16 protein-coding genes are annotated in these 19196 nt (G+C 39.1%); 12 read left to right on the plus strand and 4 right to left on the minus strand.

Going from position 1 to position 19196, the window contains the following annotated elements:
• The first annotated feature begins 9 nt into the window (after positions 1 to 9).
• The 3 genes from gldF to dnaN all read left to right on the plus strand — a co-directional run bounded on the left by gldF (position 10) and on the right by dnaN (position 3734).
• Complete coding sequence (gldF, locus tag GRFL_RS00080; protein ID WP_083642396.1) at positions 10 to 747, plus strand: gliding motility-associated ABC transporter permease subunit GldF; 738 nt, start codon at positions 10 to 12, stop codon at positions 745 to 747.
• On the plus strand, positions 744 to 2414 hold the full coding sequence (gldG, locus tag GRFL_RS00085) for a gliding motility-associated ABC transporter substrate-binding protein GldG (protein ID WP_083642397.1): 1671 nt from the start codon (positions 744 to 746) through the stop codon (positions 2412 to 2414). The genes gldF and gldG overlap by 4 nt, the downstream gene beginning before the upstream one ends.
• A 201-nt stretch (positions 2415 to 2615) precedes the next feature.
• On the plus strand, positions 2616 to 3734 hold the full coding sequence (gene dnaN / locus GRFL_RS00090; RefSeq protein ID WP_083642399.1) for a DNA polymerase III subunit beta: 1119 nt from the start codon (positions 2616 to 2618) through the stop codon (positions 3732 to 3734).
• 63 nt (positions 3735 to 3797) lie between these two features.
• On the opposite strand, the gene GRFL_RS00095 is transcribed toward dnaN, so the two are convergent.
• Positions 3798 to 4136, minus strand: coding sequence for a DUF4870 domain-containing protein (locus tag GRFL_RS00095; RefSeq protein ID WP_083642401.1), 339 nt, complete (start codon positions 4134 to 4136; stop codon positions 3798 to 3800).
• A gap of 94 nt (positions 4137 to 4230) precedes the next feature.
• Between GRFL_RS00095 and mnmE the strand changes: the two genes are divergently transcribed.
• The 9 genes from mnmE to GRFL_RS00145 all read left to right on the plus strand — a co-directional run bounded on the left by mnmE (position 4231) and on the right by GRFL_RS00145 (position 12094).
• Positions 4231 to 5655, plus strand: a complete 1425-nt coding sequence (mnmE, locus tag GRFL_RS00100) for a tRNA uridine-5-carboxymethylaminomethyl(34) synthesis GTPase MnmE (RefSeq protein ID WP_083642402.1) — start codon at positions 4231 to 4233, stop codon at positions 5653 to 5655.
• 236 nt (positions 5656 to 5891) lie between these two features.
• Entirely contained in the window at positions 5892 to 6245 is a 354-nt protein-coding gene (locus GRFL_RS00105; protein WP_083642404.1) for a helix-turn-helix domain-containing protein, read from the plus strand.
• A 56-nt stretch (positions 6246 to 6301) separates the two neighbouring features.
• On the plus strand, positions 6302 to 7459 hold the full coding sequence (locus GRFL_RS00110) for a tyrosine-type recombinase/integrase (RefSeq protein WP_083642406.1): 1158 nt from the start codon (positions 6302 to 6304) through the stop codon (positions 7457 to 7459).
• 22 nt (positions 7460 to 7481) lie between these two features.
• Positions 7482 to 9044 (plus strand): hypothetical protein, encoded by a 1563-nt coding sequence (locus tag GRFL_RS00115; protein ID WP_083642408.1) that lies wholly within the window; start codon positions 7482 to 7484, stop codon positions 9042 to 9044.
• Positions 9045 to 9125: 81 nt separating this feature from the next.
• Positions 9126 to 9461 (plus strand): helix-turn-helix domain-containing protein, encoded by a 336-nt coding sequence (locus tag GRFL_RS00120; RefSeq protein WP_083642410.1) that lies wholly within the window; start codon positions 9126 to 9128, stop codon positions 9459 to 9461.
• Complete coding sequence (locus GRFL_RS00125) at positions 9461 to 9757, plus strand: hypothetical protein (RefSeq protein ID WP_083642411.1); 297 nt, start codon at positions 9461 to 9463, stop codon at positions 9755 to 9757. Before GRFL_RS00120 ends, GRFL_RS00125 begins: the two co-directional genes overlap by 1 nt.
• A gap of 22 nt (positions 9758 to 9779) precedes the next feature.
• Complete coding sequence (locus tag GRFL_RS00130; RefSeq protein ID WP_083642413.1) at positions 9780 to 10601, plus strand: hypothetical protein; 822 nt, start codon at positions 9780 to 9782, stop codon at positions 10599 to 10601.
• 88 nt (positions 10602 to 10689) lie between these two features.
• Entirely contained in the window at positions 10690 to 11277 is a 588-nt protein-coding gene (locus tag GRFL_RS00135) for a hypothetical protein (RefSeq protein ID WP_083642414.1), read from the plus strand.
• Between the two features lie 523 nt (positions 11278 to 11800).
• Positions 11801 to 12094, plus strand: a complete 294-nt coding sequence (locus tag GRFL_RS00145) for a hypothetical protein (protein ID WP_083642418.1) — start codon at positions 11801 to 11803, stop codon at positions 12092 to 12094.
• 653 nt (positions 12095 to 12747) lie between these two features.
• Here GRFL_RS00145 and GRFL_RS00150 read toward each other — a convergent pair.
• The 3 genes from GRFL_RS00150 to GRFL_RS00160 form a co-directional block, all read right to left on the minus strand.
• Positions 12748 to 17238 carry an AAA family ATPase gene (locus GRFL_RS00150; RefSeq protein WP_083642419.1) on the minus strand — a complete coding sequence of 1497 codons (4491 nt, stop codon included), beginning with the start codon at positions 17236 to 17238 and terminating at the stop codon, positions 12748 to 12750.
• Positions 17239 to 17568: 330 nt separating this feature from the next.
• On the minus strand, positions 17569 to 18153 hold the full coding sequence (locus GRFL_RS00155; RefSeq protein WP_083645889.1) for a DUF1989 domain-containing protein: 585 nt from the start codon (positions 18151 to 18153) through the stop codon (positions 17569 to 17571).
• A gap of 57 nt (positions 18154 to 18210) precedes the next feature.
• Entirely contained in the window at positions 18211 to 19194 is a 984-nt protein-coding gene (locus GRFL_RS00160; protein WP_083642421.1) for a potassium channel family protein, read from the minus strand.
• Positions 19195 to 19196: the final 2 nt, after the last annotated feature.

A 19196-nucleotide genomic window follows, 5' to 3' on the forward strand; every position in this document is an offset into this window, starting at 1 on the left:
AATAACAGCATGTTAGCAATTTTTCAGAAGGAAATACGATCATTTTTCAGTTCACTGACGGGTTACCTGGTCATTGGCCTGTTCCTTTTGATCACCGGGCTGTTCCTGTTCGTCTTCAGCGGCGGATACAATATTTTGGATTCCGGATTTGCCAGCCTGGATCCTTTATTCCAACTGGCTCCGTGGATCTTCATTTTTCTGATCCCGGCCATCTGCATGCGGTTATTTGCCGATGAACGCCGCATGGGCACGCTGGAATTGCTGCTTACAAAACCAATTAGCCTTTCGAAACTGGTCTTCGGGAAATACCTCGCCAGCCTCGCTTTGGTAGCCCTGGCCATCATTCCCACATTGATCTATCTTTATACGATCAGCCTTCTGGGCAGGCCAGTGGGCAATTTCGACCTGGGAGCTACTTTGGGATCTTACCTGGGATTGTTGTTCCTTGCCGGATGTTACTGCGCCATTGGTATTTTCAGTTCCAGTTTCACATCGAACCAGATCGTGGCTTTCCTGCTCGCCGTATTGTTATGCTTTGTGAGTTTTTATGCTTTTGAAGCCTTGAGCGAAACCGGTATTACCGGGGAAAAATCTTATATCCTGGAATACTTCGGAATTAATTTTCATTACGAAAGCATCAGCCGCGGCGTGATCGATACCCGCGATGTTATCTATTTTCTGAGTGTCATTCTTCTTTTTTTGAAACTAACGGAACAGAATATTTCCAGAAATAAAATCCGAAGATGATGAGCACCAAAAGTTCCAGATCCCTGATCATTCTACTGGTGGCACTGATCGCCCTCAACTGGATTTCCGGTAAATTCTATACACGCCTGGATCTTACAGAAGATCAGCGGTACAGCCTTTCTCCCGCTTCGGAACGAATTCTGGAAGACGTAGACTCCCCGATCATTTTTGATGTGTTCCTGCAAGGTTCTTTTCCATCAGAATTCCGCCGGCTGCAAAGTGAAACCCGCCAGATGCTGGAAGAATTCGCTGCTCATAACCGGAACATAGTATTCAATTTTGTAGATCCTTTGGAAAATGGCCAGGACGCCAATATTGTGGCCCAGGAATTTATGCAAATGGGGATGACACCCGCCCGGGTAAACGTGCGTGAAAATGGCAAAAACAGTGAAAGTATCGTCTTTCCCTGGGCAATTGCCAATTATGGCCAAAAAACGGTTACCATTCCTTTGATGAAGAACCAGATTGGTTCCACTGATGAAGAACGCGTTACCGCTTCGGTGCAGCAACTGGAATATGTTCTGGCAGACGGGATCAGTAAACTGGTTTATCCACGCAAAAAAAAGATCGCCATCATGCGCGGAAATGGGGAACTGCCAGATGCCAATATCGCCGACTTCGTCAAAACGCTTCAGCAGTATTATTACACGGCGCCATTTACGCTGGATTCCGTAGCTAAGGTTCCACAACGAACTTTAAAAGAATTGGAGCAATACGACCTGGTGATCGAGCCAAAACCGACGCAGGCCTATTCTGAAAAAGAAAAATTGGTACTTGACCAGTACCTGATGCATGGCGGAAAAATGATCTGGCTGGCAGAAATGACCAATATGGAAAGTGACAGTCTCATGAACGCTTCCGGGACGGCGATCGCAATCCCGAAGGACCTGAACCTGGGTGATTACTTCTTTTCTTATGGTATTAGGATCAACCCGGAACTGGTAAAAGACCTTTATTCTGCGCCGATAATTTTAGCCAGCGGAGAGGGAAGTGAGACACGATTTAACCCGTATCCCTGGTTTTATAGTCCGTTAACCACTTCTCCTAATCAACACCCGATCATCAATAACCTGGAAGCTGTAAAATTTGAGTATGCCAACCCGATCGACACCTTGAAAAACGGCATTCACAAAACCGTTCTGCTTACCAGCTCTCCAAGAACTGAAGTACAGGGAACGCCGCTACAGATCAGCCTCGACCTGGTAAATGAAAAACCCGATCTTACAGCATTCAATAGTGGAGAGCAAAATCTTGCCGTGCTGCTGGAAGGCCAGTTTCCATCAGTATACAAGAACCGGATCAAGCCTTTTGAACTGGACGATGTGAAGGATCAAAGCAGCGATACCAAGATGCTGGTGATCTCTGATGGGGACGTGATCAAAAATGACCTGCAGCGGGGTCGCCCGGTAGAGTTAGGCTTTGATCGATTTACCGGAAACAGTTACGGAAATAAGGAATTTCTCCTGAATGCCGTGAATTATATGTTGGACGACAATGGGCTTATCGATATTCGGTCAAAAGAAGTTCGAATTGCATTCCTGGACAGCGAGAAGCTGGAAGCCGAAAGAACGACCTGGCAGCTCATCAACCTCGCAGCTCCGCTGGTCATCCTCGCGCTTTTCGGTTTAGGCTTTCATTACTACCGCCGCCGGAAATATATAAAGTGATTTCGATCGAAAACCCAATCTGGCACCTAAGCGCACATATTAACAATCTGGCTGGTATTTTAATTTTTAAACTACTGTATTTCAGTTATTTGATTTAAAAGCCATTTCAGATTCTGTTAATAAAAACTCCTGCGCTCGCCTTCCATTTCGGCTTTATTCAAATATATTTGTAAAGGATTCAAAATTAATCAACAATAGCCGATGAAATTTATTGTATCCAGCAATTATTTGCTGAAACAACTACAAATACTTGGAGGGGTAATCAACAACAGTAATACCTTACCGATTTTAGATAATTTCCTGTTTGACCTCAAGAATGACGAACTAACTGTTTCTGCTTCTGATCTGGAAACGACTATGAGCGCGAAACTCCAGGTAGAGTCAGATTCTGAAGGAAAAATTGCTGTTCCCGCAAAGCTGTTGCTGGACACGCTGAAGACTTTTCCGGAGCAGCCGCTTACGTTCGTTGCGGAAGATAATCACACCATTGAACTAAGCTCGAACCATGGTAAATATGCGCTAGCTTATGCTGATGGAGAGGAATTTCCGAACCCGGTTGAGCTGGACGATCCAAACAGCACGGTTGTTGAAGGTGATGTGCTTGCAACAGCGATCTCGAAAACCATTTTCGCTTCCGGAAATGATGATCTGAGACCGGTGATGAGCGGAGTGTTCTTCCAATTTAAAGAAGACGGGCTCACCTTTGTTGCGACTGATGCCCATAAACTGGTAAAATATTCTCGGGAAGATGTGCAGGCAAATGCCCCTGCAGAATTCATCATGCCTAAAAAGCCATTGAACCTTTTAAAAGGTATCCTTGCCGGCAGTGAAAGCGATGTGTTGATCGAGTACAACGATTCGAATGCGAAATTCACATTTGACGATACGACCTTGATCTGTAGACTGATCGACGGGAAATATCCAAACTATGAAGCCGTCATTCCAAAAGAGAACCCAAACAAACTGACGATCGAAAGAAACCAGTTCCTGAGTTCTGTTAGAAGGGTTTCTATTTTCTCTAATAAAACAACCCACCAGGTGAGATTGAAAATCGCCGGTGCCGAACTGAATATTTCCGCAGAAGATGTGGATTACAGCAATAAAGCAGAAGAGCGTTTAACCTGTTCTTACCAGGGAGACGATATGCAAATTGGTTTCAATTCCAGGTTCCTTGTAGAAATGCTTGGAAACCTTGCAGCTGATGAAGTAATGCTGGAAATGAGTTTGCCGAACAGGGCCGGAATTCTAACTCCGGTTGATGGCCTTGACCCGGGTGAGAAAATCACCATGCTCGTAATGCCGGTGATGCTGAATAACTAAGATTCATATTTGATAGTACGAAAAAGCCCGATCGCTAACTGCATCGGGCTTTTTCTATGAGTATTACTTGATGATCTCGATACTGAGAGGATAATACGGCATCTCGCCGTTACTGGCCTTGATCGCATTTAGAATTGGAAAAACCAGTGCAATGATCCCAATGATGATTAGCAGGATAATTCCTAAACCAAGGAAAATGATCAGCGGAACACACAAAATGGAATAGATAAAAAGGCTGATCTGGAAATTCATAATCGCCTTACCGTGCAGGTCCATTCCCGCAACCTTATCCCGTTGCGTAAGCCATAACACAAGCGGAACGATGAAGCCGCCAATCCCGGTAATAAGATCTAATAACTGACTTAAATGGGTGATGACGAGCAATTGTTTGTCTTCTCTCATGATTGATGTTTTTGATGGTTTTTGATAAGCGTGTATTTAATAGACGACAAAACTTTCTTATTGTTACACCTGCAGAGTTTACTAAATTTGCGGCATGAAGCTGAATGACACCATCGTAGCCCTTGCTACTCCTGCGGGAGCCGGGGCCATTTCCGTAATCAGGGTTTCTGGACCAGAAGCTATTAAGATCATCGCACCGCTTTTTGTGGCTAAAAGTAAAAAGCCCCTCGAAGATCAGGCTTCGCATACGATCCACCTGGGAAATATCATGAATGGTGAACGAACACTTGACGAAGTCTTGGTTTCTGTATTTCGTGCCCCAAGATCGTATACTGGTGAGGAAACAGTAGAAATTTCCTGTCACGGAAGTCCTTATATTCAGCAGGAGATCATTCAATTATTGATTCGGAAAGGCTGCCGCTCTGCGGAAGCAGGAGAATTTACCCTGCGGGCATTCCTGAATGGTAAAATGGACCTCAGCCAGGCTGAAGCTGTTGCAGACCTGATCAATTCGGAAAATGCTGCGTCTCACCAGATGGCCATGCAGCAAATGCGTGGAGGATTTTCCAACGAAATTCAAAAACTACGCGAAGAATTGCTGAATTTCGCTTCGCTTATTGAGCTGGAACTCGACTTTGCTGAAGAAGACGTGGAATTTGCCAATCGGGATCAATTTCGGGAACTGGTTTCTAAAATTCAGACCGTGCTTAAGAGACTGATCGATTCCTTTGCGACCGGTAACGTACTTAAAAACGGAATTCCTGTGGCCATTGTTGGCGAACCAAATGTGGGGAAATCGACTCTTTTAAATGCCTTATTGAACGAAGAACGCGCCATCGTTTCAGATATCGCGGGAACCACAAGGGACACCATAGAAGATGAAATGAGCATTGGGGGTGTAGGATTCCGGTTTATTGATACTGCCGGGATCCGTGATACCAAAGACGTGGTGGAAAGCATCGGTATTAAAAAGACCTTTGAAAAGATCAGCCAGGCGCAGGTGGTAGTATATCTGGTAGATTCCTCTCAAATTGCGGTAAATACCGAAAGACTCAGGCAGGTGCGTATAGAAATTGAAAAGATTAAAAATAAGTTTCCGCTTAAACCGCTTTTGATTATTTCCAATAAGATCGACCGACTCGCAGAAGAAGAGATCACAAAACTGAAAAAAGAACTCGATCTGATTTCAGCGATGAACAATCGGGCACAGTACCTTCTGCTGTCCGCAAAATCCAATACAGGTGTTGAGGAATTAAAAGAAAAACTGTTGGAGTTTGTGAATACGGGAGCTCTTAGAAACAGTGACACCATCGTCACTAACAGCAGGCATTACGCGGCATTGCTCCGGGCTCTGGAAGAAATGAACAAGGTAGAAGAAGGCCTGAATCATGAATTAAGTGGAGATCTCCTTGCGATAGATATTCGACAGGCATTATATCATTTTGGAGAAATCACAGGGCAGATTACTAACGACGATCTCCTAGGAAATATATTCGCCAACTTCTGTATTGGAAAGTAACTATCACAAAACAGGTAATCAGAAAACATATTAAAAACGATTATAAAGCCTTTTTCATAGGGCTTTTTTAATGCAACCAAGTTAATGTTTACTTTGAGTTAATATGTGTTTATTAGGTACAAATTTGTACCTTCATTGTACCTTATGCAGTTGAGGTACATAAATTTAGGATATAACCCTTTTTAATTTACACTTAATTGCACTTAAATACCCTTAAGAATAATTAAAGTTACATAATGAGTAGTAAAATTGAGGTTCAACGAATTTGCCAATATTGTAAAAAAGAATTTACAGCCAGAACGACGGTAACTAAATACTGTTCCCATAAGTGCAATCAAAGAGCTTACAAGGCAAAAAAGCGATCTGAAAAAGTTGAGAAATCAATTAGTGAAACAAGGAAAAAAAAGAAGCAACCTATTGAGCAACTTAAAGCCAAAGAATTTTTAACTGTTCGTGAAGTATCAGAGTTATTAAACTGTTCGGTACGTTCGGTTTATAATTACATTGAAAATGGAACTATTTCAGCTGTAAACTTAGGGCAAAGAATGACAAGAATAAAGCGATCTGAAATTGATAGAATATTTGATTAATAAATAGATTTTTTATCCGTAAACGTTTTCACTATTTTCACAATGCATAAAAGACTATGGCCACAAAAGTAAGTTTAAGACAGAAAGACATTAGTAAAGGTCGTAAAAGCCTGTATCTTGATTTTTACCCACCTATTCCCCACCCTGAAACCGGAAAAGATACACGTAGGGAATTTTTAGGACTTTACATTTTTGGAAAGCCTAAAACTCCAATTGACAAGAAGCATAATGCTGAAACTTTGAAAATAGGTGAAAGCATACGCCAAAAGCGTGAAAACTTTCTGAACAAGCCAGAAATTTACAGCCAGTATGAAAAGGAACAATTAAGAATAAAAGATTTAGGCGAACAATGTTTTGTGGAATATTTCAGAAAACTTGCAGATAAACGGAAAGGTACAAATTACGATAACTGGGTTTCCGCACTAAATTACCTTGAAGCCTATACAAATGGTAGTTTGAGATTTGCCGACCTCAACCAGAAATTTTTAGAGGATTTAAAAGAATATTTACTGAATACTAAAAGCAATAGAAGCACTAAAACTAAACTTTCTCAAAATTCAGCGGTTTCTTATTTCAATAAAGTTAAAGCCACTTTAAAACAAGCGTTTAAAGACGGTATCCTACAAGATGATTTAAACTCCAGGATAAAGCCTATTAAAGCAACTGAAACAAGACGTGAGTATTTAACCATTGATGAGCTAAATAAGCTCGTTAAAACGGATTGTAACAACCCTTTGTTAAAACGTGCTGCCTTGTTTTCTGCTTTAACAGGGTTGAGGTTTTCAGATATTCAAAAAATGACCTGGAGCGAACTAGAGCACATCAAAGGACAAGGCTATTTTCTGAACTTTAGCCAAAAGAAAACGAAAGGCGTTGAAGTATTACCAATCTCCGAACAGGCTTACGGCTTTACTGAGGGTGAAGAAAACCCCAAAGAAATGCCACAAGATAAATCAGTATTTGAGGGGCTAAAATATTCCGCATATCACAACAAACACTTATTTCAATGGATCGGAGCAGCAGGAATAACTAAGGATATTACCTTTCATTGTTTCAGACATACGTTTGCCACCTTACAACTATTTAATGGTACTGATATTTACACAGTATCAAAGATGTTAGGACATAAAGACCTCAAAACAACGCAAGTTTATGCCAAAATAGTTGATGAAGCAAAACGAAAGGCAGCCAATAAAATTAAACTGGATATGTAATCCATTTAAGCATTAATGACAAATGAAAATTAAAAGGCAATTTTTAAAAGACTTAAACCGTAGAAGAGTTTTTATAGTTCCCTTTCTTCACTTATTCCAAAAAAATAAACAGCTAAGGAAATTATTATTTGAAGAGTATTTAGATACTAAACCTGAACCAGATTTGGATCTTTTTATCAGTAGTTATTATACCAAGGAAGAATTAGAAGCAGGTCGTCGAGAAGCAAGTAAAAGAATCCCTGTAAATCAAACTGGAATGGCAGGGTTTATAACCCAAACAGATTTTGAAATTTCCATACAAGATATTCGAAATAAATTTTACGATCTATCGGCTAAAGAAGAAGTTCCCGATAAATTCAAAAAGCATTCAATTGAGAAGACAGCAATTATTCAAAAGATAAAACAAGAAAGAATTCAGGATATAATTCAAGACTTTAATCTGTATGTTATCCGGAATAAAGATGCTGAAACCAAAGAATATGCTGAAGCCTTTGCTAAGAATATTCTAAACTTATTGCCGAAGCTGGAAAACAGTCTATTATCAAAACTAATTTTAGAGGACTTCATTGAGAATCAGAAAATGGGGCAAGAAAGAATTGATTTTATGCTTGACAATAAAATTGAACGTGATATTGCAAAAAGAAAATATCGAGAGCTTACAATGTATGCTAATAATGTTATCAATGATTATTTGAATGAACTAAAAATTGATAAACTCCAAATAAATAAAAAAACAAATTTGAAAAACTATTCTGCAAATTCTAATGCACAAGAAAAAGAAATGAATTATTTAGATATTGTTTTACAAGGTTATTTCAAGGATAATAACAGGGAGTTCTTAGAGAAATATTTTTATAGAGTATTTAAAAAAGCTGAAGTAGAACACTTCTATGAAGCAGACGAGTTTTTTAGCGGTTGCTTAAAAGTAGTTGAGGTTTGGGAAAAATACTTACAAGACAAAATATTTGAGCGTAAAAGCGAATTATATTTTTTGTTGAATGAAGTTAAAAACCCTAAAAAGCCTTATGACCATCCTGAAGGAAAAACAAGGGAACATGCTATTGAATCTTTTCAAAAAGAACTCAAAGATGTAAGACCGGATGGAATAGGTAGCCAGACTTTTACTGTACACTTACATTCCTTAACAAATGGTCGTATTGCTTACAATTTGGGTTATCAGCAATTATTGTACATAAAAAAAGCTATTCTTACAGCCTTTAAGAAAGCAAGAAACCAAAGTAAAACTTTGCAACCTCAAAAAAATGACAAGCAAAAACCTAACCTTACCATTCGTCAAATTGCCTTGAAGTATGTTTATTCGGAAATACAAATTACCCGAGAAAACGGAAATAAAATTGCCAAAGAATATGGGCATAATTCAGGTGAAAAACTTTTTCAACACTATTCATTCTATTTAAGTGCAGCAAATAGAAAAGGTAAACCTCAACCATGCACGCCAAAAAGATTAAAAAATAAAATCGAACTACTGCAAAGCGTAGTTGAAGAATTGCCTATAGACAAACAAAATAGAGTAAAAGACGAAATTTCCATTCTTAAAAGAATACAAGATGCTGAATATCAATAAATGTTGTAACTGGTTATAACCGGTTACCTGCTCTCTACCCGTTAAATATTTGTGACAGTTAAATATTAAAACTGTTACAAAATGAACAATCCATTTGAAGTAATTGAAGCAAGGTTAAGTAGTATTGAAAATTTGATACTTGACCTAAAACACTTACCAAAAGAGTCTGCACCAATTAAAAATTCTGAACAACTCCTAACCGTTCAGGATGCAGCACATTTTTTAAATCTTACAGTACCCACTATTTACAGCAAAGTAAGTAAGGGTGAATTACCTGTAATGAAGCGAAGCAAACGACTTTACTTTTCCAGTACTGAACTCATGGAGTATCTGAAAGAGGGGCGTAAGATGTCAAACTCTGAAATTGAGCAACAGGCAGAAACATATTTGTCCAACAATAAAAAAGGGTTGAAGTAATGGAAAACACTAGCAACAACCCTTTACATAAAAGACAGGGTGAAGATACGGACTTTAATACCCAACTGATAACCATATTTCAATATTTACAGGATCATATTGCAACAGCTTCAATGGTATCTGAAGCTACCGGAGTACCACAAAAGAATATCTGTAGGTATAAACGAGATTTAGAATGTTCTGGACGTCTTTGGGAGATTAAAAAGGATTATTGCGAAAAGACAGGATTCAAAGCCTGGTATATTACCACAAATCCTGAATTCTCAGAATTATCAGATCAACTTTCTCTTTTTTAAAGTTGTGGTCGATTTTATTAAGATGAACATTTGGGGTTGCGATGTAACTTATATTGAAGAGCACCCATTATTAAACTTTGTTGGTTCTTATTATTGCAAAACAGCTGAATCGATCCCCAGGAAAAAAGCCCATTATAAGGGGATCGATTTTATTTTGTTTGATAACGGACTACTTAGGATTCAAGGCAGTATTCATAAATTTTTTAATGAAGGAAAACATAATTACAATGACTTCACTTTTTCTATGATACAACAAGTCTTAAGAAAGCTTGCTAATACTTTCCATATTAATTTAGATAAAGCCATTATTAGCAACTTTGAGACCGGGGTGAATATTAGACCTCCAAAAGCAAGTAAAGATGTATTAGACTCGCTTTTATGCCATAAAAACACTTCTTTCAAAGATGTTTCAAGGATTGGAGGTTATATCAAACAAGCTGAGCATTCACAATACATTGTGAAGGTCTATGATAAAGGCCTTCAATATGGTTTGAACAGTCCTAATATGAGAATTGAACTTAAATTCACAAGAATGGCTAGGATCAACAAAATAGGTATTAAATGCCTTTCCGATCTTTTAGATTTAAACAAATATCAACGATTAAAAGATATGGTTCTGGAGGAATGGCAAAACTGTTTACTATTTGAATCTCCTGAAAACAGTTTTACGATGACTAAAAAACTATATCAATGGAAAGATGGGAAGTATTGGACTTCTCTTACAAAGCAAGAACGATATCGGCAACGATTAGCTTACAATAAGTATGTTGATTCCTCAACTAAAAACTATCACGCGAAAATAAAAGAAATAACAGTTGAGAAATTTAAGGCGCTATTGCGATGATTACCTTTTTACAATTCAATTATAGTGTCAATAAGTAACATCCTTTTTCTAGGTTCTCTAATTATTTAGGTTTCAAAAAACTTATGCCATGCCAAAAAATCACACCTTCCCTACTCTATTCGACGAAGTATTACAATTAAACATTTCCAAGTTAAAGCAATGGGAATACCTCAAATCCGGCCAAGTAAGAACTGGAACAATAACTTGGAGTAGAAACGGAACCTCAACTGGTAGTATTTCGATAAAAGTAAATACCTACAGTAATCAACCTTATATCGAGTTGGACTATAAATTTAGGGAAGAGCCGCGAAATTATAAGGTGAACTTAGTTTCTATTCCTTCCAACCTGGGGAAAGGCGTTATTTGGTATTTTCTATGTCCTGAAACCAACAAGCGTTGTCGTAAACTGTATTCGGTTTCCGGTTACTTTTTACATCGTCAAGCCTTTAGGGGTTGTATGTACGAAAGTCAAACCAAGAGCAAGACATGGCGACAAATAGAAAAGGTCTATGGTAGTTATTTCGATAGTGAAAAAAACTATGAATTACTTTACAGTAAGCACTTCAAGAAGTTTTACAATGGTAAACCAACTAAAAGATATCTGAAATTAATGAAAAGAATTAATGAAGCCGATCGGTTTACCTTATCAGAAATAGAGCAATTATTTCATTTATGAATTACCGTTATAACGGCCGTAAAACGGTGACTGCAATTTTAGATTTAAACTAGTTTGCTATATTTGGAAAAATCAAATAATTTGGAAAATAAGAAAAAGACCCCGGTTGGCTGCTTTATAATACCTGCGGTAATATTAATACTATTTTTTATTTTTTTGAGTACCAATTTTGAAAGTGACTTCTTAAACTTACTACAGGGAGAATTATGGATGACTTTCTTAGGTATTTTAGTAATGGGTATTTGCATACTTATTTTCTATTCATTCAATAATGGTTAATAGGACTTTAGTCCTAAGTTGATTTTATTAATAATCTCTCATGGTTCTAGCCAAGATATTACGAACGGATATGCTCAAATAATATAAGCAAATCACACATTATCAATTTTAAACAGATACTTATTTTGGGTATACCTAAATGACTTCTTACTTCACATAGTCAATTAAATTTCGATTTAATGCATTTAGCATTTTAAAAATGGAAAAACTACTGGTATATTGGTCTCCATTAAAAATCTAAATTATGAGTAAAACGTCAGCCATTGCGGACATGAGAGGTTTAATTGGGCCATTTTTTGATGAAGATCATGATAGAGCTCTGGAAATTAAAAAGACAATTTTAGGAAAGGTAAAGTCTTTTTTTTATTCACCAGCAAACCAACGACTGGTAGAAAATTCTTTATCAGTTTGGGAACCAGATATTGATAATTATCTAAATCAAAAGGCTCAAGGTGAATCAATTGATAAGGTTCAGGTTCACCATACTTATCTAGCCTTGGAGGGAATAATTAATCTTATTTCACTAGCCACAGAGTAATAAAACAGGGAACTATTCAAAAAGAAGCCTCTAAATCAAATTCTTCGGAAAGGAATTTAGAGGCTGTTTTTTGTAAAACTCCTAAAATCACATCTTATCTGTACCTTATTTGTACCTTGAGAGTCACAACCCCTTATCAATAAAGGATTATTATTTTCTGTTTTGGAAAGTAAATAGGCTATCCTTTAAAGCAAAATTTCAATAGGTATCCTATGCTTCGAATCGTTCATCCGTGATGGTGGTTATTTACTATTAGCGTTCGTTTACCAATTTTCAAGAGTGCATAAGATCATTCGAATAAGATAAAAGGTAAACTACTATAACAGAACAGGGGTATTTCAACGGCCTAAAAAAGAACGATCTAAATCTTTTGATAAAATTGCGTTGCAAGAATTCTGAAAAATTATTCCAGATCCTTCGATGGAATCTTAAAGCAGTGGAAAACCAAACTGCGCAAATCCATTCTTTCCCCCCATCTAAAGCCGTTTCATTAAAAGAAATTTAGATAAACTACTGAAGCCAATAACTGATTATATAGAAAATAGGATCATTGGGAAAAATCAAAAAGATTCTTCCACATATCTCAGCCGCATAGAAACTGAAATTTCAAGTATCACCTAAACAAATTGTGAAAAATTTCAGTTTTTCTATCCTTATTGTAGTACGGTTCCAATTCCAATTTTACGCAGCAAATAGGGATTATGGTCAATTACCAGAACATCGTTTTTATTGCCCAGTCTCTTCAGAATTTCATAGAGTAAATCGATGTCTTCCAAATGCAAACCAACGCTGGGTTCATCCAGTATGAATAGGGTGTCTTCAGCTGTTTCCTCAATCCAGTTCAGCAATTGCAAGCGCTGTTTTTCCCCGGAAGAAAGTGATTTGACCGGCTGCTCCAATTTCAAATGACCCAGACCTATTTCCTCAAAATAGTCGATTTTTTCGCACATTCCTTCAGCCGCATTTACGCTTACCAACCAAGATTTAAAGTCAGAAACCTTCAGAGATAGCACTTCCGCGATATTCTTGGAGCCCAAATAATGCTCCAGCAACTCCTTTTTATAGCGTTTACCATGACAAACTTCACATATTTCCCTAGCATTTGCAGTTACGTCCAGGCTGGTTTCCACAAAACCTTTTCCCTGACAATTGGGACACTGACTCGATTTCGTTTTATAACTAAAATCTCGAGGTTTCCAATGCGATCCTTTGGCAAATAGTTTGCAAATGCCCTTCAGAAGATCCAGATAGGAAACCAATAAAGTTTCTGAATAAGCACGAAGGGGTTTGGATTCAAAATAAAAAGCCTTCTTAAAAGGTTTCGGAAATTCGGTTCGATCGCAATTTACCGGCTTTTGCTTTGTCAGGCTTGGTATTATAATATCCTTTACGAGCGTTGTTTTTCCCATACCAGATCGCCCACTCAAAGCGGTAATACCGCCAATTGGGATCTCTAAAAGTTTCTTTTTTAAAGTGAATCTGGAAATTCCCTGTATCATGATCACCTCATTGCTCTTTTTCAGTTTAAAATCAGTATCCCTTGATTTAAAAAACGGATGAACATTTTCCTGATTCATAAAATCCTGGGGCGTGCCGGTAAAAGTGAGAAAACCTCCTTCACTCCCAGCTTTTGGCCCTAATTGAATTAAATGATCTGCCGACAAAATGATGTCTTTTTGATGTTCTATGACGATGACCGTGTTTTTCTTGGCGACCAGGTCTTTCAAAAGATTGATCAGGTCCGGAATATTATGGAGTGATAATCCAGCGGAAGGTTCATCCAGGATATACGTGATGCCTTTTAACGGACTATTTAACTGCGTCAATAATCCTACTCGCTGGTTCTCTCCTCCCGATAAGCTGATCGATTTTCTCTTCAACTGAAGATGATCAATATGCAGTTTTTCAGCAACTTTGAAGGTATTAGCCGTTAGAGAATATAAATTCCCGATCAGTTTTTGATCGATCTCCTTCTGAAATTTGTTTTTTGAAACCCAGTTTTGCAGGGTTTTAAAATCCATCGATTTCAGATCATGTATCGATTTCCCATCAATTTTAAATTGCAGGCGCTCCGGTTTTAAGCCACTTCCAGAACAATTACCACATTTAGCCAATTTCAGGAGCGATTCCAGGTTCTGTATATTTTTATTTTTCCGGGTTTTAAAATATTCGGCTTTCAGGTAATTGAAGATTCCGTCCCAACTCATGCTAACTGCCTGCGTTCCTGCACGGGTTTTGGTCTTGAAATTCCAGTCAGTTTTCCAAATCTTATCACCCGTACCATAAAACAATAACTGTTTTTGATCTTCTGACAACCGACTAAATGGCGTCTTCAAAGTGAAACCATGACTCTTCCCAACTTCCCCTAAAATAGCCATGTACTGCCCCCCGGAACGACCGTAATAAGCCAGGGCTTTGTTATGCTCCAGTAATCCATCGGCGATACTCTTCTCAGGTTCGAGGACGATCTTACTGATATCGGGAATCATTTCCTCGCCATATCCATCACATATGGTACACTTTCCCAGCTCATGGTTGTTGGAAAAATGGCTGGCTGAAAGTTCCTCGCCCTGATATTGCGCCTTCCTGGAAAACGCAAACCGCAACAATTTATCCAGGCCTACCTGTTTGCTGATATCGCTTCGGCGGGTAAAATTCCTTTCCTTCCGGGTGACACAAATTGTTGGACTCAGGCCTTCAATTCGATCAGCCTCAAACTGAAAATTAACCCCTACGCGTGATTGCTGATATGCGGAGAATTGTCTGGTCATTTCCTGTAATCCGTAGCCGTGAAGTGTATCAATAGCCAGTGAAGATTTCCCGGAACCTGAAATTCCTGTGATTACCGTTAGTTTGTTCTTCGGAAAATCAATATCCAGATCTTTTAAATGATGGGTTCTCGCACCTTGGATGGAAATTTTATCATCCAACTTAATGCTCGTTTTGGCTATCTCCGGAGCCTTGTAAACAGGCTCATTTTCGACCAAAATATCACCGGATGCCTGAAAAAGAGCATGATTTTCAAAACAGCAAATTCCGGCTGTTTGCTTTTTCAATCGGTGCAAAGCATGGAGTAACTGTCTCACGTTCTGTTGATGCAGGCCAATACTGGGCTCTTCCAGAACGAGAAGCGTTTTAGTTGAATTTTTAGCAAAATGCTTGGTGAGCTTCACACGCTGCGCTTCGCCACCAGATAAAGTATTGGAGGGTTGACCAAGTTTGATATATCCCAGGCCCAATTCTTCGAGAAGGGATAGAATTCCGGTGATTTTCTTTTCTTCAGAAAAAAGAGGAAGCGCTTCCGAAATACTCAAATCATAGATCTCTGAAATGTTCTTATTGTTCCAGTGAATCTTCAGAATTTCAGGTTTGAATCGCTTCCCGTTACAACTGGGACAGGTTTGATTAATGTTGCCCATCAGGCTCATGGAAAGCGTGATCACCCCGGCTCCTTCACAGGTTGCACAACGGCCGCGCTTATTATTGAAAGAAAAAGCACTTTTTGATAATCCCTTCGCTTTTGCCTCAGATGTTTTAGCGAAAATATCACGAATTTTATCTGCCAGGCCAGTATAGGTCGCAGGGTTGCTCCTCGGTGTCTTCCCAATTGGCTGATCTGAAACTGTTTGAAGTTGAAGTTGATGCTCCTCACAATAATCCTGTAGTCTTTGGAGCGCCCTTCCCGTTTTTTTGCTTATTACAAGCAACCTGGCTTTTTGAGGCTGAAAATCACCCTCGGTTTGCTTCATAGGTTCCTCAGGAAGTGCCGTATTTTTCGACTTTAATTCTTGCAAAGTAGGGCTATTTATCAGCTCATTTTTCAGAAAATCTTCAACAGATCCATTATAAAGCACCTTTCCACCATTGATACCAGCTTGCGGTCCCAATTCGATGATCCAGTCGGCCGACCGGATGAAATTGAGATCGTGTTCCACAAGCATTACGGTATTTCCGCGGTCTATTAAACGCCGGAAAATTTGTAACAGATATTTCTGATAATTCCCGGAAAGACCGATGGAAGGTTCGTCAAAAACATATAGAATACCCTGGAGGTTCGCATTTACCTGGCGTACCAGTTTGATACGCTGACCATCACCAGAAGAAATGTCGAAACTGGGAGTGCTTAAGGAGTACTGTCCCATCCCCAGACTGGTCAAATCAAGAAGTTCCAGGCAGATCTGATCTACCAGCGCTTTTTCCCCTCCTTTTAACTGAAGCACCTGAAGGGTTTTATACAACTGCTCAAGCGGCATATCCATCCAGCTGGCAAAATCCTGACCCTGCCATTTAAACTGCAAATACTCTGGTTTAATACGCGCACCATGACATTCAGGGCATATTTCGGAACTGGCAAATTTCAGAATATTCGGATTTCGATCTAACCTTAAAATATTGGACATGATCGGGAGTATTCCTTTATAAAATCCTTCTTCGCGCGGCTTTGCTTTCAGTCCTTTCCATCGCAGCCTGGATTCAATGCTGTGTTTTCCGTAGAAAACCTTTAAGCGCTCACTTCCGTTTAAGATCACGTCTTTTTGCTCAGCGGAAAGATCCTTCCAGGGAATATCCACCGAAAATCCATGTGCCTTACAAACTTTATTCAACTCATCTACCGTGATCTGCGAATAAACGATATACCCGTTAGGCAAAGTGGTCGTAATCGCTCCTTCCCGAAGGGTCTTATTTTCATCGGCGATCAATTTCTGAAGGTCGATATATTCCGCCTCTCCTACTCCACGGCAGTAGTCACAAGCGCCTTTTGGATGATTGAAAGAAAAACAGGATTTACTCAATGATTTTTCCGCGGAATATCTGGCGAAAAGAATTCGGAAAGTTTGAGTGAGCTCGGTTAATGTGCCGAAAGTGGCGTTAATAGATTGAAATCGCTTGGATTGCTCTACTTTAATCACCGGCAGTAATTCTTCGATCGCGTCCACCTCGGCAGTTGGAATGGCCTGGGCATTTTGCTGGTTGAAGGCCGGAAGGCTTTCCATAAAATACCGATATCCCTCATTGGCGATCACCTCCATAGCCAGCGATGATTTCCCGGAACCAGATAGCCCGGTAACCAGGATCAAACGGTTCTCCGGAATAATTAAATGGATATTTTTTAAATTATTGTGGTGGGCATTGTAAATGCGCATAAATGCTGTCTCTATTTAAAACTTTAAATATAAATAGATCTAATCCTTCTGAAGACTATTTCGGGAAACATCCTGACTTTAGATCTGCAATTCTACTTTCTCACCTTTCCTTTTCCCTTCCAATAAAGGACAGCAAATATGAGATACTCAAATCCTAAGCCATCTGCGATAAAATTTTACCATTCCCATCCCTTGGTTTAAAACTCAAAATCCCGCAGGTATTTAACATTCTATATAATTTACAGGAAAGGTTGCATGGATTCGATCTTTACAGCATTTACTGTACGAATGGAACCTGCAAAATTCACTTCTAAAAAACAAAGATTTTCCCTACTCTGCCGAAATAATTTCATACCCGATGGGTTTAAAACTTCCGCCATTACTGTCTTCCGCCGAGCAGGCTGTAAGACCAACGATCAGGTTCATTTTGGCCTCAAAAAGCACATAATCTCCTGCTTTGCTGGTAGGTTTTTCGACGCTGAGTTTTCCTTGCTCATCGAATTGCACGTTCATAAAAATATTGAAAGCCGTGGGTATATCATCTTCCTCGATGCTGTAATCCTTAAGGTTTTTTGTCAGGTTATCATGGCAGCTCGGGTGATAACCTTCGTGACCGTACATGATCTTAAATGTTTCCGCAGAACAGGGAGCCAGTAAAAAATCATTTCGGCCATTCGTATCTTCCAGGATCTCCATCATTTTTCTACCACGATTGCTCCAAAGGTAATTTCCTTTGCTCAGCAGAATACTCTCCTCAAAATCCATTGTTTTCCCGGACGAGATCTTTTCTTTGATACAACGGGCATTGAACAACACCATATCGCTTACTTGCGCCCCTTTAATATCGGTAACCTTAAGTTTATCACCTTTCCGAAGGTAAAAACTGGCGCCACTTTGAATAGGAATAATCGTCATTGTCTTTTCTGAAGTATGATCTTCTTGCATTTTTGGTAGGTTGTTAAGTTCTGTAAGTTAATTAGTTTTTGGTTTCCAGCCATCCTTAATGACCAGCGAATGAAAAACCTTTCGGCGTTCATTGATCGCTTCTAAAGTTTCTGGATTAGGCTTCTCCAGCTGATAATACTTTGTTTCCAACTCCTTATAGGTAAAAGCTTCTGGAAGTTCTTCGATCAAATTCATATGGGTCACATCCCGAACAATATTTGTATAATTCACAAAAGAATCTTCCAGCGAACTGATATGAATTTTTGCCGGTTGCCATTCCGCTTTCAAATGGAATTTGATCAGGTAATACACCTCAAAGAGTTTCGCCAGTTGTAGCACGATCGCTTTTTCTGGTTTATAACTATGGAAATAATGAATAATTGGATATGCCCGGTGGTTTTGGGTATGCTTGATCAGACTGTCTGAAATTTCATCCAGCTTGTGATTCATCACGTAAGTTTTTTCCTGTAGCAGGTCTGCTAGGATCGTCTCTGCATCAGGCCCCAGGATTTCCAATTTTATCGCCAGTTTGCGCTGTTCTATTACTGCGGAAAGTACCGGAACCAGGTATGTGACAGACATGGTAAGCAATATGAGACCCGTAAACGCGTAAACATTGGTCACAAATTTCCACCAATCATTCCCGGGAACATAGTCACCTAGGCCAAGCGTGGCAATATTGAAACCAGCGAAATAAAATTTATTCCATATATCGGCAGGCAACTTGGTCTGCGCATTCACCACTGAATCGGTTACAGAAAGTAGCATCAAACTGAAACTTCCCCACAATAAGACCACCCATGTTATCAGGATAATTCCCAGTAAAATATAACCACAATGGGAAAGAAATTTCTTATTCCCATCGCGTCCAGCCAAAAGTAGAAACCCGTTCCAGAGGTAATGAGCAAGCCTGGTAGTGATCCAACCGCCCCCCTGCATGGAAAGTGTAGTTTGAATGATATCTGAAACCACCGCCAGGTACAGGAGTATTCCTATTAGTAAGAAAATCATAA

The sequence above is a fragment of the Christiangramia flava JLT2011 genome, assembly GCF_001951155.1.
GTDB classification, from domain to species: Bacteria; Bacteroidota; Bacteroidia; order Flavobacteriales; family Flavobacteriaceae; genus Christiangramia; species Christiangramia flava.